The 20,194-nt window shown below is 63.0% G+C and carries 13 protein-coding genes; 6 read left to right on the forward strand and 7 right to left on the reverse strand.

Translation table 11 applies throughout. The annotated features are described in order from the left end of the window. Window positions 1-235: 235 nt before the first annotated feature. Window positions 236-1,270: an aspartate-semialdehyde dehydrogenase gene (locus tag IB272_RS13535; RefSeq protein ID WP_034800169.1), complete on the forward strand. Its 1,035-nt coding sequence runs from the start codon at window positions 236-238 to the stop codon at window positions 1,268-1,270. Between the two features lie 193 nt (window positions 1,271-1,463). Beyond that, window positions 1,464-2,285, forward strand: a complete 822-nt coding sequence (locus tag IB272_RS13540) for a lytic transglycosylase domain-containing protein (protein ID WP_034800180.1) — start codon at window positions 1,464-1,466, stop codon at window positions 2,283-2,285. A gap of 77 nt (window positions 2,286-2,362) precedes the next feature. Here the strand turns inward: IB272_RS13540 and IB272_RS13545 are convergent, their stop codons facing one another. Together IB272_RS13545 and pdxY are read right to left on the reverse strand one after the other, a co-directional pair. Continuing rightward, the gene (locus IB272_RS13545) at window positions 2,363-3,016 is read right to left on the reverse strand and encodes a carbonic anhydrase (RefSeq protein WP_060583714.1); all 654 of its coding nucleotides are present in this window, start codon (window positions 3,014-3,016) and stop codon (window positions 2,363-2,365) included. A 129-nt stretch (window positions 3,017-3,145) separates the two neighbouring features. Beyond that, on the reverse strand, window positions 3,146-4,027 hold the full coding sequence (pdxY, locus tag IB272_RS13550; protein WP_192444457.1) for a pyridoxal kinase PdxY: 882 nt from the start codon (window positions 4,025-4,027) through the stop codon (window positions 3,146-3,148). Between the two features lie 285 nt (window positions 4,028-4,312). Between pdxY and IB272_RS13555 the strand changes: the two genes are divergently transcribed. Together IB272_RS13555 and IB272_RS13560 are read left to right on the forward strand one after the other, a co-directional pair. Continuing rightward, entirely contained in the window at window positions 4,313-9,106 is a 4,794-nt protein-coding gene (locus tag IB272_RS13555) for an NAD-glutamate dehydrogenase (protein ID WP_060583719.1), read from the forward strand. Between the two features lie 132 nt (window positions 9,107-9,238). After that, complete coding sequence (locus IB272_RS13560; RefSeq protein ID WP_060521509.1) at window positions 9,239-10,666, forward strand: MFS transporter; 1,428 nt, start codon at window positions 9,239-9,241, stop codon at window positions 10,664-10,666. A 56-nt stretch (window positions 10,667-10,722) separates the two neighbouring features. Here IB272_RS13560 and purH read toward each other — a convergent pair whose 3' ends face one another. The 4 genes from purH to htpX all read right to left on the reverse strand — a co-directional run bounded on the left by purH (window position 10,723) and on the right by htpX (window position 16,827). Then, window positions 10,723-12,333 (reverse strand): bifunctional phosphoribosylaminoimidazolecarboxamide formyltransferase/IMP cyclohydrolase, encoded by a 1,611-nt coding sequence (purH, locus tag IB272_RS13565; RefSeq protein ID WP_060583754.1) that lies wholly within the window; start codon window positions 12,331-12,333, stop codon window positions 10,723-10,725. A gap of 223 nt (window positions 12,334-12,556) precedes the next feature. Beyond that, window positions 12,557-14,242, reverse strand: a complete 1,686-nt coding sequence (locus IB272_RS13570; RefSeq protein WP_060583721.1) for a heparinase II/III family protein — start codon at window positions 14,240-14,242, stop codon at window positions 12,557-12,559. A 213-nt stretch (window positions 14,243-14,455) separates the two neighbouring features. Beyond that, window positions 14,456-15,868 carry an RsmB/NOP family class I SAM-dependent RNA methyltransferase gene (locus tag IB272_RS13575; RefSeq protein ID WP_060521511.1) on the reverse strand — a complete coding sequence of 471 codons (1,413 nt, stop codon included), beginning with the start codon at window positions 15,866-15,868 and terminating at the stop codon, window positions 14,456-14,458. Beyond that, window positions 15,868-16,827, reverse strand: coding sequence for a zinc metalloprotease HtpX (gene htpX, locus IB272_RS13580; protein ID WP_034800156.1), 960 nt, complete (start codon window positions 16,825-16,827; stop codon window positions 15,868-15,870). The genes IB272_RS13575 and htpX overlap by 1 nt, the downstream gene beginning before the upstream one ends. A gap of 125 nt (window positions 16,828-16,952) precedes the next feature. Between htpX and IB272_RS13585 the strand changes: the two genes are divergently transcribed. Continuing rightward, the gene (locus IB272_RS13585; RefSeq protein WP_034800155.1) at window positions 16,953-17,153 is read left to right on the forward strand and encodes a DUF1674 domain-containing protein; all 201 of its coding nucleotides are present in this window, start codon (window positions 16,953-16,955) and stop codon (window positions 17,151-17,153) included. 124 nt (window positions 17,154-17,277) lie between these two features. Here IB272_RS13585 and acs read toward each other — a convergent pair whose 3' ends face one another. Then, entirely contained in the window at window positions 17,278-19,227 is a 1,950-nt protein-coding gene (acs, locus tag IB272_RS13590) for an acetate--CoA ligase (RefSeq protein ID WP_060583722.1), read from the reverse strand. A 227-nt stretch (window positions 19,228-19,454) separates the two neighbouring features. Between acs and IB272_RS13595 the strand changes: the two genes are divergently transcribed. Continuing rightward, window positions 19,455-20,156 carry a DUF1013 domain-containing protein gene (locus IB272_RS13595; RefSeq protein ID WP_034800153.1) on the forward strand — a complete coding sequence of 234 codons (702 nt, stop codon included), beginning with the start codon at window positions 19,455-19,457 and terminating at the stop codon, window positions 20,154-20,156. Window positions 20,157-20,194: the final 38 nt, after the last annotated feature.

The raw sequence follows: 20,194 nt of genomic DNA on the forward strand, positions 1-20,194 counted from the left end.
CCATGCGACCGATCGGTCCAGCCATCGCTGCTTTGATCCTGCCGGCTCTTGCCGCGGGGCAGGATGTCGATTTTTCGTTCGCTTGCAAAACAACGGCCAAAACGACGACGAAAACCGTCTGACGTCTCTGGCCCTCCGCTCTCTCCCCGGTTTGGCCGGGGACAGGAACCCTCGCGGCAGGTCGCGCGGTTTCCCCCTCACCCGACGAGGAGAGACAGAAAAGAGAGCTTAGATCATGGGTTTCAAGATTGCAGTCGCAGGCGCCACCGGCAATGTCGGCCGGGAGATGCTGAACATCCTTTCCGAACGCGGCTTTCCCGCGGATGAAGTGGTCGCCCTCGCTTCCGCCCGCTCCCAGGGCACCGAAGTTTCCTTCGGCGACAAGACCCTCAAGGTCAAGAACCTCGAAAACTACGACTTCTCCGACACCGATATCTGCCTGATGTCGGCTGGCGGCGCCGTATCGCTGAAGTATTCGCCGAAGATCGGCCAGCAGGGCTGCGTCGTCATCGACAACTCCTCGGCCTGGCGCTACGACGCCGAAGTGCCGCTGATCGTTCCGGAAGTGAACCCGGACGCGATCGCGCAGTTCACCAAGAAGAACATCATCGCCAACCCGAATTGCTCGACCGCCCAGCTCGTCGTCGCGCTGAAGCCGCTGCACGACCACGCCAAGATCAAGCGCGTCGTCGTCTCGACCTACCAGTCGGTTTCCGGCGCCGGCAAGGACGGCATGGACGAACTCTTCAACCAGACCCGCGCGGTGTTCGTCGCCGACCCCATCGAATCGAAGAAGTTCACCAAGCGCATCGCCTTCAACGTCATTCCGCACATCGACGTGTTCATGGAAGACGGCTACACGAAGGAAGAGTGGAAGGTTCTCGCCGAGACCAAGAAGATGCTCGACCCGAAGATCAAGGTGACCTGCACCGCCGTGCGCGTTCCCGTCTTCATCGGCCATTCCGAATCGGTGAACATCGAGTTCGAAAACGAGATCACCGCTGACGAAGCGCGCGACATCCTGCGCGAAGCGCCGGGTTGCCTCGTCGTCGACAAGCACGAGAACGGCGGCTACGTCACGCCTTACGAGTGCGCCGGCGAAGATGCGACCTACATCTCGCGCATCCGCGAAGACGCAACCGTCGAGAACGGCCTCAACCTGTGGGTCGTTTCCGACAACCTGCGCAAGGGTGCCGCTCTGAACGCGATCCAGATTGCCGAGCTGCTGGTCAATCGTGGCCTCATCAAGCCGCGCAAGCAGGCTGCCTGAAAACGGCATTAGAACCACTCACTCCCGCCAGGCTCTTTCGAGCCTGGCGGGTTTCCTGTTTCACGAGGGGCCGATCCTTCCCGGATTCACGTGAAACCACGATAAAGTTACCTGCCGCTTGCGGTAGGTGACACGGCCGGCGAAGGCTGGCATTTTTAAGAGCAACGAGATTCGGGCTATGACGGGGTATTTCATGCACAGGGCGAAGTGCGCAGCAGTGGGGCTTGCCGCCCTGATTTCGACTGCAGTTTTTCCGGCGGTGGCATCGGCCGCCCAATGCGGCAATGATGGAAGCGGCTTTGAGGCCTGGGTGCAGAACTTCAAGCAGCAGGCCTCCGGCAACGGCATCAGCCCGCAGGTGCTCGACCGTGCACTCTCCGGCGTCTCCTACAACAAGGCGACGATCCGCGCCGACCGCGGCCAGAAGAGCTTCAAGCTGTCGCTCGAGCAGTTCATGCAGAAGCGCGGCGGCCAGGTGATCATTTCCCGCGGCAAGAAGATGAAGCAGCAGAACGCCGCACTCTTTACCAGCATCGAGCGGCGCTACGGCGTGCCGGCTGGCCCGCTGATTGCCATCTGGGGCATGGAAACCGGCTTCGGCGGTTTCATGGGCAAGGAGCACACGCTCTCGGCCGTTTCGACGCTGGCCTATGACTGCCGTCGCTCGGACTACTTCACCAACCAGCTCTATGCGGCCCTGCAGCTCGTGCAGCGCGGCGATCTGAGCCCGGATGCGCGTGGCGCCGCCCACGGCGAAATCGGCCAGACCCAGTTCCTGCCCGCCAACGTCCTGAAATACGGCGTCGATGGCGATGGCAACGGCCATGTCGACATGGTTCGCTCCAAGGCCGACGCGCTGGCATCCACCGCCAATTTCCTGCGCGGCCATGGCTGGCAGCCGGGCGCCGGCTATCAGCAGGGCCAGGCGAACTTCGCTGCGATCCAGGGCTGGAACGCCGCAAGCGTCTACCAGCAGGCGATCGCCATCATCGGCGCCGAGATCGACGGTCTCTAGGATTTTCGTCCTTCGGAACGCATAACTAACCAGACAAAGGGCCCGGTTCGAAAGAGCCGGGCCTTTTTGCTGACCGCTTACATTCCCGGGCGGGAAAAATCGCCCGTCACCGGGTCCATCACCCAAAGTTCGCCGGTCGAGATGTCGAACCAGGCGCCGTGCAGGTGGAGCTTGCCCTTGGCCTCGAGGATCTGGACGCACGGGAAAGTGCGCAGATTGGCAAGCGAGTTGCGGATCGAAACCCGCTCGAGCGCACGCTGGCGCTCCGCCTGCGTCATCACGTCGTTGCTCTGGATTTGTTCAGCCGCAGGCCTCAGCAGATGCATCCAGCGACCGATGAAATCGCCCGATGACAGAGGCTCCGCATCGGGATCGAGTGCCGCTTTGATACCACCGCAGCGGCCATGGCCCATGACGACGATGTCGCTGACGCGCAGTGACTGCACGGCGAACTCGAGGGCTGCCGAAGTGGAGTGGTAGTGACCATCCGGCTCGTAGGGCGGCATGAGATTGGCGACGTTGCGCACGACGAAGAGTTCGCCCGGGCCGCTGTCGAAGATCGTTTCCGGCGCAGCGCGCGAGTCGCAACAGGCAATCACCATCGTCTTCGGCTTTTGACCGGTTTCCGCCAGCGCCTTGTAGCGTTTCTGCTGCTCGCTGAAGCGACCGTTCATGAAGTTGTGGTAGCCGTTCAGAAGATAGTCCGGAAAACGCTGCTGCTGCTTGTCCATCGATTGCTCCGCTCGTGCTTCAAGGCGGCATGGCCGGCTTTCGCCCACCTGCGCCTCCGTCATGAAAATGATCGCGATCTAAAATTCAATCCACGATGCCATAGGGGTGGCGGTCCGTGAACAGCTTCTTCACTTGCGCCGCATCTGATTCGGATGAACCAGTCGGCGCATCTGCACCATCGCCATTGGCGTCGATAGGCTCGACGCGTCCTGCTCGATGGTCAGTTCATCCGCGCCGCGCTTGACGCTCCGCGCGATGATCTCAAATACGCTCGCAGTCGCCATCTGCAAGGCACGTTCCTCTGAAAGTCCTTCAAGGATCCGGGCGAGAAACACCGCCGCCAACAGGTCGCCCGTACCATTCGGCGGGTTTTCGACCAAACGATGTTCGGCAAGCAGGGCGTGGTTGCCCGAGAGAAAGAGATTACCGGTCCCGCCGCTCATCATCGGCACGGCAGACGTCACCAAGACGCGGGCCGGACCGAGGCCGAGCGCTGCGTCAAGGATCGCCGTGTTCGTCTCCAACGTCGCCCCGGCAAGCCAGGCAAGCTCGTAACGGTTCGGGGTCGCGAGATTTGCAAGCGGCAGCAACCGGTCGCGAATGCCAACCGCCGTGGTTTCCGGCACATAGAGAACGCCAGCATCGCCGATCACGGGGTCGCAGGCGTAGATCAGTTTGGGATTGCGCTCCTTCAGCGCCGTCACCAGCCGGGCCACGCTTTCGGCCTGTCCGGCCGAGCCGAGGTAGCCCGAAAGCACGGCACGCACCTCTCCGGCCCAGGGTGCTGCAATGAGGTCATCGATCACCGACCCGAAATCCTGATCGGAAATGGTGACCCGCGTCGAGCGGCCGTGGCCCGGATGCCAGGGGAGGATGACGGTCGGCAGGGCCCAGACTGGATGCCCCAAAGTTTCAAGCGCGAAGACCACGGCCCTGTTGCCCACCTTGCCGCGCACGACATGGCTCGAGATGACGATGACGGCGCCGGGCAGGGAAGGCATTTCGGGCATCGACCAGTCCAATCCTACGATCTCGAAACTCTGTTCACCCGACTGTCACCCCCCTGTCAACAGCCGATGGCAGATAGGCTCCGGAGAAGCCTCTGGCGTTTTCGTGCTTTTTCTTCGATTTTCGAGCAATTTTCGCGAAATTACCTTCGATTTAAATGGATTTAAGCTGTTTTCACGTGAAATTCTCCGATTTTGGGCTCGATTTTGCCGAAATCAGCGTAAAAAGCGGTCGCCATTAGCCATGGTTCTGATAGGGTTTGGCCTATCATGAATGGGAGAGACTTCATGGGCGTGAAATACAATCCGAAGCGGGACAGACACATCGACGCAGCGAAGGCGGCCGCCATCAAACTGGGCGTCGAGGCGCTGGCGCCGGAGATCCTCTTCGGTGGGGCCAGCAACGATGACCTCGATCTCTATTCGGCGGACATGCTGGCGCTGACAGCCGCCCATGCCTATCAGGAACTCGCCCGCTGGGATGGCGGCAAGCCGCAGGTTTCCGTCGAAACCGTCGCCGGTGTAGCACCTGGCGGCACCGAGGTGTCGATCATCGCGGTCACCGAACGCAACATGCCGTTCCTCTATGATTCGGTCATGGGGGAAATCACCAGCACCCACCGTGACATTCACCTCGCGATCCATCCCATCCTGGTCAAGGAACCGGGCAAGCCGGCAAAGCTCTTCGATCCCGAAGAGGAAAGCGATCCGTCGCACCGCGTCAGCCATATCCAGATCCATCTGACGAAGCTCGCGCCGGTCGAGGCCGAACAGCTCAGCAACCGCATTCGCGACGTGCTGGAGCAGGTGCACCAGGCTGTGCACGACTGGCCAGCGATGACCGCGCTGCTCGATCATGCGATGCAGGAGCTGGAGGCTTATAATGCCTCGCGCAAGAAGAGCGACCGCGACGAGGCGCTCGCCTTCCTCCGCTGGCTGCGTGACAACAACTTCACCTTCCTCGGCATGCGCGAATACACCTATTCCGGCAAGGGCGGAAAGGCGATGGTCGAGCGCGGCAAGGGCAGGGGCCTCGGCATGCTCTCCAATCCCGATGTGCGCGTGCTGCGCCAGGGCAAGGACGCGGTGCTGACTACGCCTGAAATTCTCGCCTTCCTCGAAAGCCCGGATTTCCTGATCGTCACCAAGGCCAACGTCAAATCGGTCGTCCATCGCCGCGCCTATATGGATTATATCGGTGTCAAGCGCTTCGACGCCGACGGCAATGTCGCCGGAGAACTGCGCATCGTTGGCCTCTTCACCTCCTCGGCGTATACCCGCCAGGCGGCCGAGATCCCGCTGCTGCGCCACAAGATCGAAAAGATCGTCGATCACTTCGGCTACGATCCGCAGAGCCATTCCGGGAAGATGCTCGACAACACGCTCGAATCCTATCCGCGCGACGATCTCTTCCAGATCGATGTCGGCCTGCTCGCCGCTTTCTGCGAACAGATCAACGAACTCGGCGACCGGCCGCGCATCCGCGTGCTGCCACGCATCGACCATTTCGACCGCTTCGTCTCGGTCATCGTCTTCGTGCCGCGTGAACAGTACGATTCGGATGTGCGCGAAAAGATCGGCGACTACCTGAAGACGGTCTATGACGGTCGCGTCTCCGCCTACTACCCGGCCTTCCCGGAAGGGGGCCTTGCCCGCGTCCACTTCATCATCGGCCGCTCCGCCGGCAAGACGCCGCGCATTCCGCAGGCCAAGCTCGAAGAAGCCGTTCGCGGCATCGTCACCCGCTGGATCGACCGGTTCGACCTGCTTGCCCGCAAGGACGGCATCGAGCTCGATGTCGACAATGCCTACCAGTCGTTCTTCACGCCGGCTGAAGCCTATGCCGATCTGGCCGACATCGCCGCCTGCAAGGGCCCGGATCCGATCCGCATCGAGTTCTACCACTATCCGCGCGCCGTCTCGCGGCCGGACACCGCCGAGCTCAAGATCTTCCACGCCAGCGAACCCGTGTCGCTGTCGCGCCGCGTACCTTTGCTTGAAAACCTCGGCTTCCGGGTCATCAGCGAACAGACCTACGACATCGGCGTCAATGCCCATGGCGAAGAGAAGCGCAAGGTCGTGCTGCACGACATGGAGCTGATCCATCGTGATGGCCTTGCGCTGAACCTCGAAAAATCCGGCCCGGCGCTGGAAGAGGCGTTCCTGGCCGCCTGGAACGGCGCGATCGAGGACGACAACTTCAACCGGCTGATCCTGCTTGCGGGCCTCAACGCCCGCGAAGTGACGGTGCTGCGCGCCTATGCCCGCTATCTGCGACAGGCCGGCATCACCTACTCTCAGGGCTATATCGCCGACACGCTGAACAAGTATCCGGCGATTGCCGCCGATATCTTCAAGCTGTTCTTGACCCGGATGGATCCGAAGCTCGAGGAAAAGCCACGGGCCAAGAAGTGCAACGCGCTGCTGTCGGCGATCGAGGACGCGCTCTCGGCCGTGCCGAGCCTCGACGAGGACCGGATTCTGCGACGCTACGTCAACGCGATCGAAGCGACGCTCCGGACCAACTACTTCCAGCATGACGCCGACGGCAAGCCGCGCGCGGTGCTCGCCTTCAAGCTGGACCCGAAGCAGCTCGACGGTCTGCCGGAACCGCATCCGTTCCGCGAAATCTTCGTCTACGGCACCGAGGTCGAGGGCGTGCACCTGCGCTTCGGCAAGGTCGCCCGAGGCGGTCTGCGCTGGTCGGACCGTGCCCAGGACTACCGCACGGAAGTGCTCGGTCTGGTGAAGGCGCAGCAGGTCAAGAACGCCGTTATCGTGCCCGTCGGCGCCAAGGGCGGCTTCTATCCGAAGCTGCTTCCGGTGGGCGGCACCCGCGACGAAATCTTCAAGGCCGGCACCGAAGCCTACAAGACCTTCATCCGCACGCTGCTGTCGGTCACCGACAACATCGTCGGCCAGGATGTCGTACCGCCGGCTGACACGCAGCGCCATGACGGCGACGACCCTTACTTCGTCGTTGCTGCCGACAAGGGCACCGCGACCTTCTCCGACACGGCCAACGGCCTTGCACAGGAAGCGGGCTTCTGGCTCGACGACGCCTTCGCATCGGGCGGTTCCGCCGGCTACGACCACAAGAAGATGGGCATCACCGCCCGCGGCGCCTGGGAGACCGTCAAGCGGCACTTCCGTGAGATGGATACCGACATCCAGACGACGCCCTTCACCGTTGCCGGCGTTGGCGACATGTCGGGCGACGTCTTCGGCAACGGCATGCTTCTGTCCGAGAAGATCCGCCTCATCGCAGCCTTCGATCATCGCGATATCTTCATCGATCCGAATCCGGATATCGATGGGTCCTTTGCCGAGCGCAAGCGCATGTTCGACCTGCCGCGTTCGAGCTGGCAGGACTATGACCGCAAGACGCTTTCGAACGGCGCGATGATCATCTCGCGTGCCGAGAAGTCGGTGACGTTGACGCCTGAGGCGATGGCCGCCATCGGCCTCGACAAGCAGAAGGCAACGCCCTTCGAGATCATGAACGCGATCCTGAAGAGCCAGGTCGACCTGCTCTGGTTCGGCGGCATCGGCACCTATGTGCGCGGCAGCAACGAAACGGACGCCGAAGTTGGCGATCGCGCCAACGACGCCATTCGCGTGGCAGCCGAAGAGGTCCGCGCCCGTGTCATCGGCGAGGGCGCCAACCTCGGCGTCACCCAGAAGGGCCGCATCGGCTTCGGCCTGAATGGCGGCCGCTGCAACTCGGATGCCATCGACAACTCGGCGGGCGTCAACTCGTCCGACGTCGAGGTCAACATCAAGATCGCGCTGGCTTCCGCCATGCGCGATGGTCGCCTGACCCGTCCGAAGCGCAACACGCTGCTCGCCTCGATGACCGAGGAAGTGGGCCACCTGGTGCTGCGCAACAACTACGAGCAATCGCTGGCGATCTCTCTGACCGCCATGCAAGGGCTCGGCAACCGCACGACGCTCGGCCGGCTCATGACCCGGCTGGAGGCCGACGGCCATCTCAACCGCAAGGTCGAGACGCTGCCGACCGACCAGGCCATGACCGAGCGTTACCAGGCGGGCAAGCCATTGACCCGCCCGGAAATCGGCGTGCTGCTCTCCTACTCCAAGCTCGTTCTCTTCGATGAGCTGATTGCGAGCGAGCTGCCCGACGATCCGTACTTCACGGCGACGCTCGAGCGTTACTTCCCGGGCAAGATGCGCAAGGCCTATGCCGGCGATATCCACGGTCACCGCCTGCGCCGCGAAATCATCGCGACGATCCTCGCCAACGAGGTCATCAACCGCGGTGGTCCGGCCTTTGTCTCGACCCTGACGGACGCCACCGGCTTCCTCTCGGCCGACGTCGTCAAGGCGGCAGTGCTGGCGCTCGACGGCTTCGACCTGCCGCGGATCTATGACGAGATCGACGCGCTCGACAACAAGATCGGCGGCGGCCTGCAGAACATCCTCTACCAGGAAGTCGGCCGCATCTTCACGCTCGTCACCGAGCGGGCGCTGCGCACCCATGCGGCGACCGGCTCGGTCTCCGAGGCCGTATCGCGCCTCGGCGACGGCCTGCAGAAGCTGCGTGCGACCATGCGCACTGCAGTGTCCGGCGAGAGCGCCGAAGAAGCCCGGTTGAAGACGGCAGCCTTCGTCGAGGGTGGCGTCCCCGCCAAGCTCGCCGAGGAAATCTCGGAACTGGCGCTGATGACGCTGGTGCCCGAGATCATGCAGATTGCCGCAGAAACCGGCGAGACGCTGAGCCGCACGGCGCAAGGTTATTTCGCCGTCACCGACACGCTTCGCATCAACCGTCTGCTTGCGGCATCCGATCGCGTTCCGGCAACCGAGCAGTTCGAGGCCATGGCTCTGTCACGCGCCGTATCCGATATCGCGGCGGCACGCCGGGATATCACCGCGGCAGCCCTGCGCGAGCAGAAGAAGGAGCGCAACCCGGTTGCGGCCTGGGAAGAAAGCGAGCGCGTCCGTGTCGCCCAGGCGACTGGCCAGCTGCGCCTTCTGACCGAGAAGGGTGAAACGACGCTTGCCAAGATCACCGTCGCTGCAGGTCTCCTCAACGACCTGGCACGCGGAAGGGCCAAGTAACGGTACCAAAGAGGATGCGGGCAGTTTTTTCGCCCGCGTCCGGTTCCAGACCTTTTGGAATCGGTTCAATTGAAGATAGGCTGCGCCGCGCGTTCGAGGGGACGCGTGGCGCAGTCGTTTCGGGAGGGGACTTTGCAGATTTCGGCCGAGGGGACTGAAGACCAGCCACGCACGTCCCGTGCGGGCATCGGCGGCTGGATGCTGTTCGACTGGGCCGCGCAGCCCTTCTTCACCGTCATCACGACCTTCATCTTCGGCCCCTATTTCGTATCGCGGCTGACGGAGGACCATGCGGTCGGCCAGGCGATGTGGGGCTACACGCTCACGGTTTCGGGCATCATCATCGCGGTTCTTTCGCCGGTGCTCGGCTCGATCGCCGACGCCACCGGGCCGCGCAAACCCTGGATCGCCTTCTTCGCCGTCATCAAGATCGCATCGCTGGCTATGCTCTGGTTCGCAGCCCCCGGCTCGCCGATCCTCTATCCGGCGATCTTCATGATCCTCGCGACGGTCGCGGCCGAGTTCTCGATCGTCTTCAACGATTCGATGATGCCCCGTCTGGTGCCGGAGAAGGACGTGGGGCGCATTTCCAACATCGCCTGGGGGCTCGGCTATCTCGGCGGCATGATCGTGCTGGTCGCCGTCGTGGCCTTGCTTGCCGGAAGTCCTGAGACCGGCAAGACGGCACTTGGCATCGACCCTCTGTTCGGCCTGGATCCGGCGAAGGGGGAGGATGCACGCATCACCGGCCCGATCTCCGCCGTCTGGTACCTCGTCTTTATCCTGCCGATGTTCCTGTTCACGCCGGATGCCACCAAGGCGGCGATGTCGCTCGGCAAGGCAACCGTCACTGGCCTCAGGGAGCTCAAGGGCACGCTCGTCGAGCTTCGGGAAAGGCGTGGGATCCTGCGCTTCCTGATCGCGCGCATGGTCTTCCAGGACGGCGTCAATGGTCTGCTGGCACTCGGCGGCACCTTCGCGGCCGCGATGTTCGCCTGGCAGACCCTGGAGCTCGGCGTCTACGGCATCATTCTCAACGTCGTCGCGATCGGCGGCTGCCTCTGCGCCAGCTGGCTGGATGCGCACCTTGGCTCCAAGGTGATCGTCACCGCCAGCCTGATCTGCCTGACGATTGCCACGATCGGCATCGTCTCGACGGGCCCCGGCTTCACGCTCTTTGGGCTGCTGCCGCTGTCGATGGAAGATACCGGCGGCCTGTTCGGCACGGCCGCCGAAAAGGCTTACATTCTCTACGGCCTGCTCGTCGGTGTCGCCTTCGGCCCCGTTCAGGCCTCGTCGCGCTCCTACCTCGCCCGCAGCGTCAGCCTCGACGAGGCCGGTCGCTACTTCGGCCTCTATGCGCTGTCCGGCCGGGCCACCTCGTTCCTCGCCCCCGCATCCGTTGCCACGATCACGCTTGCCACCGGCTCGGCACGGATCGGCATGATGGCGCTGATTGCTTTTCTGGTGATCGGCCTGCTGATCCTTCTGCGCACGCCCTATCCGGCCGATGACGGTCGCAAAAAAGCCGCCGCATCCTGGGGAAGCGACGGCTTCTGACTGTTGGGCCTTAGCGGCCAATTCCGGACAGACGCCCAGCGCCCGCCCCGACGATCTTAGTGGCGGAAGTGGCGCATGCCGGTGAAGACCATGGCGACGCCATGCTCGTTCGCAGCCGCAATCACCTCTTCGTCACGCATGGAGCCGCCCGGCTGGATGACGGCCGTAGCACCCGCGGCGATCGCCGAGAGCAGGCCGTCGGCAAACGGCAGGAAGGCTTCGGAGGCAACAGCCGAACCCTTGGTGAGCGGCGTTGCAAGGCCCAGCGCCTTTGCGGCTTCTTCGGCCTTGATCGCGGCGATGCGGGCGGAATCGACACGGCTCATCTGGCCGGCGCCGATGCCGGCCGTCTGGCCGTCCTTGGCATAAACGATCGCATTCGACTTCACGTGCTTGGCCACCTTGAAGGCGAACTTCATGTCTTCGAGTTCCTGGGGCGTCGGCGCGCGCTTGGTGACGACCTTGAGTTCGAGATCCTCGACCATGCCGTTGTCGCGCGTCTGCACGAGCAGGCCGCCCGAGACGGTCTTTGCGGCAAGACCCGGAATGCGCGGATCCGGCAGGCCACCGGTCGCAAGCAGACGCAGGTTCGGCTTGCGGGCAATCACGGCCTTGGCCGCATCGCTGACCGAAGGCGCGATGATCACTTCGGTGAAGAGCTTGACGATCTCTTCGGCCGTCTCCGCATCGAGCTCCTGGTTGAGCGCGATGATGCCGCCGAAAGCCGAGGTGGAATCGCAGGCAAGCGCCCGGCGATAAGCTTCGGCAAGCGTCGCCGCGGTCGCGACGCCGCAAGGGTTGGCATGCTTGATGATCGCGACCGCCGGTGCCTTCTCCGGCAGGAACTCGGCCACCAGCTCGAAGGCGGCATCCGTGTCGTTGATGTTGTTGTAGGAGAGCTGCTTGCCTTGCAGCAGCGTCGCCGTGGCGACACCCGGGCGGTTCTCGCCCGTCAGGTAGAAGCCTGCCTTCTGGTGCGGGTTCTCGCCGTAGCGCATCTCTTCCTTGAGTACGCCGCCGATCACCCGGTGACGCGGCATCGGGGTGTCGAGCGCTTCGGCAAACCAGTTGGAAATGGCCGCGTCATAGGCGGCAGTCCGGGCATAGGCCTTGGCGGCCATCTTCTGGCGGAAGGCATAGGTCGTCTTGCCGGAAGCAAGCTCTTCGAGCAGCACCGGATAGTCGGCCGGATCGGTGACGATCGTCACATAGGCATGGTTCTTGGCCGAGGCGCGGATCATCGCCGGGCCGCCGATATCGATGTTTTCGACCGTCGTCGGGTAGTCACCACCCTTGGCCCTGACCTCTTCGAAGGGGTAGAGGTTGATGATCGCGAGGTCGATGGCGGTGATGCCGTGCGTCGACATGGCCGCAACGTGATCGGCATCGTCACGGATCGCCAAGAGGCCACCGTGAACGCCTGGATGCAGCGTCTTCACGCGGCCGTCCATGACCTCGGGAAAGCCGGTCAGCTCGGAAACGTCGCTCACCGGCAGGCCAGCCTCGGAGAGTGCCTTGTGGGTCCCGCCCGTCGAAACGAGCCGGATGCCCTTTTCGTTAAGGGCGCGCGCGAGCTCGACGACGCCCGTCTTGTCGGAGACGGAGAGGAGGGCGGTGCGGACCGTAACCTCGTTCGGGGCGGGGATTTTCTTGGAGGCGACAGCCACAACCATGCTCCTTTGGCGGCGCCGGACGCCCCGGGAGGAAGCTCCGGCGGTTGAGATGGCTGCCCGTTAGCATAGCTTGCCGGGCGAAGGAACCTCGCCGGGCCTGAAGATCGCGATGAATCTGGATCGGATCGATCCAAATTCATCAATGCGATCGCTCCTGAAACGCGAACGGAAAACTTGAGGCGCTTCGTTGGGCGTGCCCGTCGTCAAGACAGAAGGCTCAGTTCGCGCGTGAAAACGTCCACTGGATCTCCGGCTGCTGCGCAATCGCAAAGGTCACCGTCAGCTGCTGCGAGGCCCGGATACCCGAAGGATCGGCAAAGAAGATGTCCTCCTCGACGGCAAGATCACCATCCTGGCAGGCAAACAGCCAGATCTCGCCATCGGGCGCCGTCAGGAAGATCTCGCGGGCGCTGTTCTGGCGAATGGCGACCGCCGGGTGAATGTGGAACCGCGCCACGGCAATCGCGGTATCGCTTGCCTCCGGGTCGCTGCCGTCGGCGCGCGACAGCCGGTCGCGACCGCGGACCATGCGACCGCCGTTCAAAACACCGATACCACGCTCGTGGACCAGGCCGAAGGCGGCAAGATAGCCATCGTGGCTTGCGGTCACCGACTCGAGCCCGCCCGCTTCGTCCTTGCGGGCCGCCGACACGTGCTTGACGCCCGACGTCATGATCGGTCCGAGAAAGCGCGATTGCGAGAAGCGCGACGACGACGTGTCGTTGACCGTCACGGTCGAATGGGCAGCCGTCATCCGCGCCATCTGGCGGAATCGCTCCCCGGCAAACTTCGGGGCGCCGGAATTGACGACGAAGCGCGTCTTGCCCGAGGACATTTCGAAGGACAGGCAGCCGGCATGGGCACTGCGCGACAGGTCTACGGAAAGCGGCCGGCCGGTGTCCATAATGACAACGGTGTTTTCCATGGCCATACGTTCGTAGTGGGCGTGCGGCAGGGAGCGGAAGGGTTCGCCGGCCGTCTCGTCATAGCGCAGCACCGACGCCAGTTCATGCGCCAGAACCGAGGTAGCACCATTAAACAGCGCGAGTTCGCCGCCCTGGTGCCGGAAGAAGCGCAGGGCCGGGTACATCCGGTCGATGCAGGGAATGAGGCGCGACGGCACGTCATGCCCGAGATTAACGTAGGTCTGGCGGAGTGGCAGCAGATCCAGCAACAGCTCAAGGCCCGCGCGCGGACTACGCGAGAAGTGGCTGCCGTCGGGCAGGATCTGGCGGTCGAGTTCGAGATCGAGATGGCGCGATGCCTTGCGGATGGCGCCGGGCGATGCCGGCATGGAAACCGACGCCATGGCAAGCGCAAGCCGCACCCGAAGCCTCTGCTCGCCGTCGCGCACCGTATCGGCGATATGCCTGAGATAGCGCACCTGCAGCGCCAGGCTTTTCAGGAAACGGCGGTAGAAGCCATGCTCGGCATTGCGCAGCACCACCGGCGAATGGGACAGCCAGGCGATGATGCGCTGCGCCATGATATCCGCATCCCAGGCGATGCCGCCGAGATCGCGTCCATGGGTGCCGATCCAGTCGTCGACGATCTGCCGCAGCCGGACGAAACCCGCATCCTCGCGGATCGCCCGCAGGTGCCGCAGCCAGCCGAAGGAATGCAGCCGGGCCGCAAATTCGCGCGACGGCAGATCGATCTCGAACGGCGACTCGCCCTCCGTGTCGAGCACGCGGCCGGCAAGAGGGAAGCGCCCGGCAAGAATTTCTTCCGCGACAAAGGGATCGACGGCCCTCAGATCCGTCGGCGCAACGATCAGGCGATTGGGGGTGGAGCCGGTAAAGCGCAGAGTGGAGACGCGCCCGATCGACAGGCGACGCGACACGCGGCGCCAGCCTTCACGCACATACAGGTAAGAAAGCCTTCGCCTGCCGGAAAACAACATCAACGCCGCCGGTTACCTCATTTCTGGCACGATCACTCACATCATCGGAGCGCGCCAGGACCTCGCGCCAGCGTCCGCATGGTGCCGCGAAGACCATTAAACTTTTATCAATCCTGCCATCTTTGATAGGCTTCCCGGTCGAAAGCGTCAAATGATGCGGTGAAACAGGGCCTTGAGGCCCGGTTCCAGCTGCTGAAAGCTCAGTTTGCGCTGTTATTTGCGCCGAATCACCGCCGCGTAGAAACCATCGAGGCCGCTCGAAAACGGTGCATCGAGCGGCAGCATGGCCGGCGTCGTCCGCATTTCGCCGACCTGCGTGATCGCATCCTCGAGCCCCGGCCAATCCGCTGCAGAAATCGGAACGCGCTCGTAGCTTTCGCCGGAACCGATAACCCGGGCAACGACCTCTTCGCCTTCACGCGGGTCGAGGGAGCAATTCGAGAAGACGACGGTGCCACCGGGCTTGACCACCGTCAGCGCATGACGAAGCAGCCGCTCCTGCAGGTCGGCAAGCTTTTCGATGTCTTCCGGTCCCTTGGTCCACAACACATCAGGGTGACGTCGTGTCGTGCCGGTCGAGGAGCAGGGAGCGTCGAGAAGCGCCGCATCGAACAGGGCTTCCGGCTGGAAGTCCGCCATGTTGACTTCCTTGGTCTCGGCCTCGAGCCCCAGCCGCTTGAGATTGCCCTTCAGCCGGCGCAAGCGGCTGCCGGACTGGTCCAGCGCCGTCACTTCGGCGCCAGCAAGAATGAGTTGGGCCGTCTTGCCGCCCGGTGCGGCGCAGAGATCGACGGTCCGCTTGCCCTTGAGGTCGCCAAAGAGCCGCGCAGGGATCGATGCAGCCGCGTCCTGGACCCACCAGCCGCCATCATCGAATCCGGCTAAGGAGGGGATGGAGCCGGAGAATGCGCCGAGCCGCACAGAGCCGGTCGGCAGGACGGTGCCACCAAGCCGCTCGGCCCAAGCCGCAGGCTCGGATTTGACGGAAAGATCGATTGCCGCCGGCGTCAACTGCGCCTCGGCGATCTTCTCGGCCGCCGCTGCGCCGTAGTGGGCAATGAGGCGCTCGAAGAACCATTCCGGCATCGCCGGAATATGGCGCGTGCTTTCGAGAACGGCTTCCTTTTCGCGCGACAGGCGCCGCAGCACGGCGTTCACGAGATTGGCGAAGCGGCGGTTGCGCGGATCGTTCTGCGCCTGTTCGACGGCGAGATCGACGGCGGAATGATCGGGCACGTCGAGATAGAGGATCTGTGCCGCTGCCACGGCAAGCACATGCTCCAGCGCCCGCGCACCCTCCGGTAGGGGCGTCTGCAGCAGCGAGTTGATCGCAGCCTGCACGCGCGGGAGATGGCGAAGGGCGGAATTGAGTATTGCCCGGACCAGAGCGCGGTCGGCGTCGTTAAGCTCGCGATAGGCCGGGTTGCCGTGCTCGCTGTCGAGCATGCCGTCGAGCGACGTCTTGCGGTCGATAACTGCTGCCAAGATCTTCGCGGCGGCCTGACGAGCCCTCAACCCCGGCTTCTCCGGACCACGCGGCGCCGGAGCGGGCTTCTTCGATTTCGCTGCGCCGCCGTTGCGGTGCGATCGTTTCGGACGTGAATCGTTGTTGTTTTCTGCAGACATCAGGACCAGGGACCTTTGGGCGGTTCGGAACCACCGCGACCCCATCCGGTAGAGGGCACAGAGCGCGATTTGCGCACGGGATTATCAGCACGAACCGGCGGCGTCGAGACCGAAGACATCTCCTGCGCCATCTGCTGCAGGGCCGCGATGCGGTTTTCGGTGTTCGGATGGGTCGAGAACAGGTTGTCCATGCGCTCGCCGGAGAGCGGATTGATGATGAACATATGCGCCGTTGCCGGGTTGCGCTCGGCATCGTCATTGTGGATCTGATGGGCGGCGCCTGCGATCTTCTGCAGCGCCGAAGCGAGCGCCAGGGGCTTGCCGCAAATCTCGGCGCCGCGACGGTCGGCCGAGTATTCGCGCGTCCGGCTGATCGCCATCTGCACCAGCATTGCCGCCATCGGCGCCACGATCATCGCGACAAGCGTGCCGATGAAGCCGAGCGGATTGTTGTTTTCACGGTTGCCGCTGAAGAAGAAGGCAAAGTTGCCGAGCATCGAGATCGCGCCGGCAAGGGTTGCCGTCAGCGTCATCGTCAGCGTATCGCGGTTCTGCACGTGCGCGAGTTCATGCGCCATCACGCCGGCGACCTCGTCATAGTCGAGAGCGTGAAGCAGCCCGGTCGACGCGGCGACCGCGGCATTCTCCGGATTGCGACCGGTGGCAAACGCGTTCGGCTGCGGGCTATCGATCACATAGACGCGCGGCATCGGCAGGCCGGCATTGCGAGCGAGGTCACGCACGATGCCGTAATATTCCGGGGCACTGCGCTCATCGACCTCCTGCGCGCGGTACATGCGCAGCACCATCTTGTCCGAGTTCCAATAGGAGAAGAAGTTCATGCCTGCGGCCATGACGAAGGCGATCATCATGCCGCCCCGTCCGCCAATGGCGAAGCCTACCGCCATGAACAGGGCGGTCATGACTGCAAGCAGCATGGCGGTGCGGACAAGGTTCATCAGGAGGCTCCGGGTCGTCTACGTTTCACGTGAATCAGGGTTCCCGTCCGGGGAACGGCATCCTATATGATGGGTGCAAACACCCAATTCTTCAATATTGATGCTCGAATCCGGATACCGTTCAGATGCAGAACGACAATGACAACGCCGCCGACCGCCCGAAGAAGCCGCTGCCGCCCGCCGCTGTGCGGGCGCTGAAGGAAGCGGAAGAGCGGCGTCAGGCGGAGATCAAGAAGGAACTGCCGCAGGAGATCGGCGGGCGCGGAGGTGAAGATCCAGCCCGCTACGGCGACTGGGAGATCAAGGGTCGGGCGATCGACTTCTAAGTTCAGGTCGGGCGCCTGCGCCTGCAACCTCGATCTGAATCCGGCTCACGAAATGGTTTGACGGCCACCTGGCGACGAGAGGGGAACCGCCGCACGTCCAAGAGACGCGCGGCGGTTTTCAAGGTCAGGCCTTGTTCTGGCGGTTCGCGATCAGATCATCGACAACGGCCGGATCGGCGAGCGTCGAGGTATCGCCGAGCGCACCGAAGTCATCCTCCGCGATCTTGCGCAGGATGCGGCGCATGATCTTGCCCGAGCGGGTCTTCGGCAGGCCCGGAGCGAACTGGATCTTGTCCGGCGTCGCGATCGGCCCGATTTCCGAACGGACATGCTTCACCAAGGCGGCGCGCAGTTCGTCGTTGCCGATTTCACCAGCCATCAGCGAAACATAGCAATAGATGCCCTGGCCCTTGATCGGGTGCGGATAGCCGACGACGGCCGCTTCCGAGACGAGATGATGCGACACGAGCGCCGATTCCACTTCGGCCGTACCGAGGCGGTGGCCGGAGACGTTCAAGACATCGTCGACGCGGCCGGTGATCCAGTAGTAGCCGTCCTCATCGCGGCGGCAGCCGTCACCGGTGAAATACTTGCCCTTGTAGGTGGCGAAGTAAGTCTGACCGAAACGCGCATGGTCGCCGTAGATCGTGCGCATCTGGCCCGGCCAGCTGTCGGTGATGCAGAGGTTGCCGTCGGCAGCACCTTCCAGAACATTGCCTTCGTTGTCGACGAGCTGCGGCTGAACTCCGAAGAACGGCCGCGTGGCCGAACCGGGCTTGAGATCCGTCGCACCCGGCAGCGGCGTGATCAGGATGCCGCCGGTCTCGGTCTGCCACCAGGTATCGACGATCGGCGACTTCTGCTCGCCGACGACGTTGTAATACCACTCCCAGGCTTCCGGGTTGATCGGCTCGCCGACCGAACCGAGCAGGCGAAGCGACGAGCGCGAGGCGCGCTTGACGAAGTCGTCGCCGGCGCCCATCAGCGAGCGGATCGCCGTCGGCGCGGTGTAGAAGACGTTGACCTTGTGCTTGTCGACCACTTCCCAGAAACGCCCAGCGTCCGGGAAATTCGGCACACCTTCGAACATCACGGTCGTCGCCGCATTCGCGAGCGGACCATAGACGATATAGGAGTGGCCAGTGACCCAGCCGACGTCGGCGGTGCACCAGTAGACCTCGCCATCGCGGTAGTCGAAGACATATTCGTGCGTCATCGATGCATAGACGAGGTAACCGCCGGTCGTATGCAGCACACCCTTCGGCTTGCCGGTCGAGCCAGAGGTATAGAGGATAAACAGCGGATCTTCCGCCTTCATCTTCGCCGGCTCGCAATGCGGCTTCACGGTCGCGATTTCCTGGTGGTACCAGAGGTCACGGCCCGGTGCCCAGGCGGTCTTGCCGCCGGTGCGGCGCACCACCAGAACCTTGTTGACGATGACATGCTGCTTGGCCGCGATGTCGATCGCCGTATCAGTGTTTTCCTTGAGCGGGACCGGCTTGCCGCCGCGCACGCCCTCGTCGCAAGTGATGACGAAGGTGGACTCGCAGTCGACGATACGGCCAGCAAGTGCGTCCGGCGAGAAGCCGCCGAAGACGACCGAATGGATGGCGCCGATGCGGGCGCACGCGAGCATCGCATAGGATGCTTCCGGGATCATCGGCATATAGATGGTGACGCGGTCGCCCTTCTTGACGCCATGCTTCTTCAAGACGTTGGCAAGGCGGCAGACCTGCTCGTAGAGCTGGTTGTAGGTGATCTTCTTGTCGATATAGGGATTGTCGCCTTCCCAGATGATGGCAGTCTTTTCGCCATGCGTCTTCAGGTGGCGGTCGATACAGTTGTAGGAGACGTTGGTAAGGCCGTCTTCATACCACTTGATCGAGACCTTGCCTTTGAAGGACGTGTTCTTGACCTTGGTATAGGGCTTGAACCAATCGATCCGTTTGCCGTGCTTGCCCCAGAACTTTGCCGGATCGGAAACGCTCTCCTCGTACCACTTCAGGTAAGTGGCGTTATCAAGCAGCGTCCGGCTCTTGGCAGACTTCAACACCGGATAGATTTTGGCGGACATATTTTCCTCCCTACGCATTCCTAGTGTGGCTCGCCCCTCCTAGGGCTCCCCCGTTTCGCGGACATTCATAGCAGGTCAAATGCCCGCCGCAATTAGACAAAAGGACATTTGGAACTGAAGAATTGCAATTTCGCGACAACGACGGTATAGAGGCCCACATTTCCCGGAAATCAGTGGTAGACTCCACGGCCCGCGACACCGGCGCGGCGGACAAAAGGACTATATCCATGGCTCAGCAACTGCTTATGCCCAAGGCGACCGCCGTCTGGCTGGTTGACAATACCGCGCTGTCCTTCGACCAGATCGCGCAGTTCTGCAAGCTGCACCCGCTCGAAGTTAAGGCGATCGCCGACGGTGAATCCGCGCAGGGCATCAAGGGCCTCGACCCGATTGCGACCGGTCAGCTTTCGCGCGACGAGATCGCGCGCGCCGAAGGCAACCCCAACCACAAGCTGAAGCTGTCCGAGCCGAAGGTTCGCGTACCTGATAGCAAGCGCAAGGGCCCGCGCTACACCCCAGTTTCCAAGCGCCAGGATCGCCCGAACGCCATTCTGTGGCTGGTTCGCAACCATCCGGAGCTCAAGGACGCGCAGATCTCGCGCCTCGTCGGTACGACCAAGTCGACGATCGAGCAGATCCGTGAGCGCACCCACTGGAACTCCGCCAACCTGACGCCGATGGATCCGGTAACCCTCGGCCTCTGCTCGCAGATCGACCTCGACCTCGAAGTCGAACGCGCTTCCAAGGGTCGTCCGCTGCCGACGGCTGCCGAACTCGGCCAGACGCTGGAATCGGCCCAGGAAACCGAAAAGCTGGGCTTCAGCTACGAGCGCGAGGAAGAGAAGGAAATCGACGCCGATGCCGTCTTCGCCAAGCTCAAGTCGCTGAAGTCGGACCGCAAGGACGAGGACGAAGACGATCAGTACTGATCGCCGTCCAGCCCAATGAAAAAAGCCCGGATCGACGA

Source organism: Ensifer sp. ENS08 (assembly GCF_014852195.1).
In the GTDB taxonomy this organism is placed as follows: Bacteria; Pseudomonadota; Alphaproteobacteria; order Rhizobiales; family Rhizobiaceae; genus Ensifer; species Ensifer adhaerens.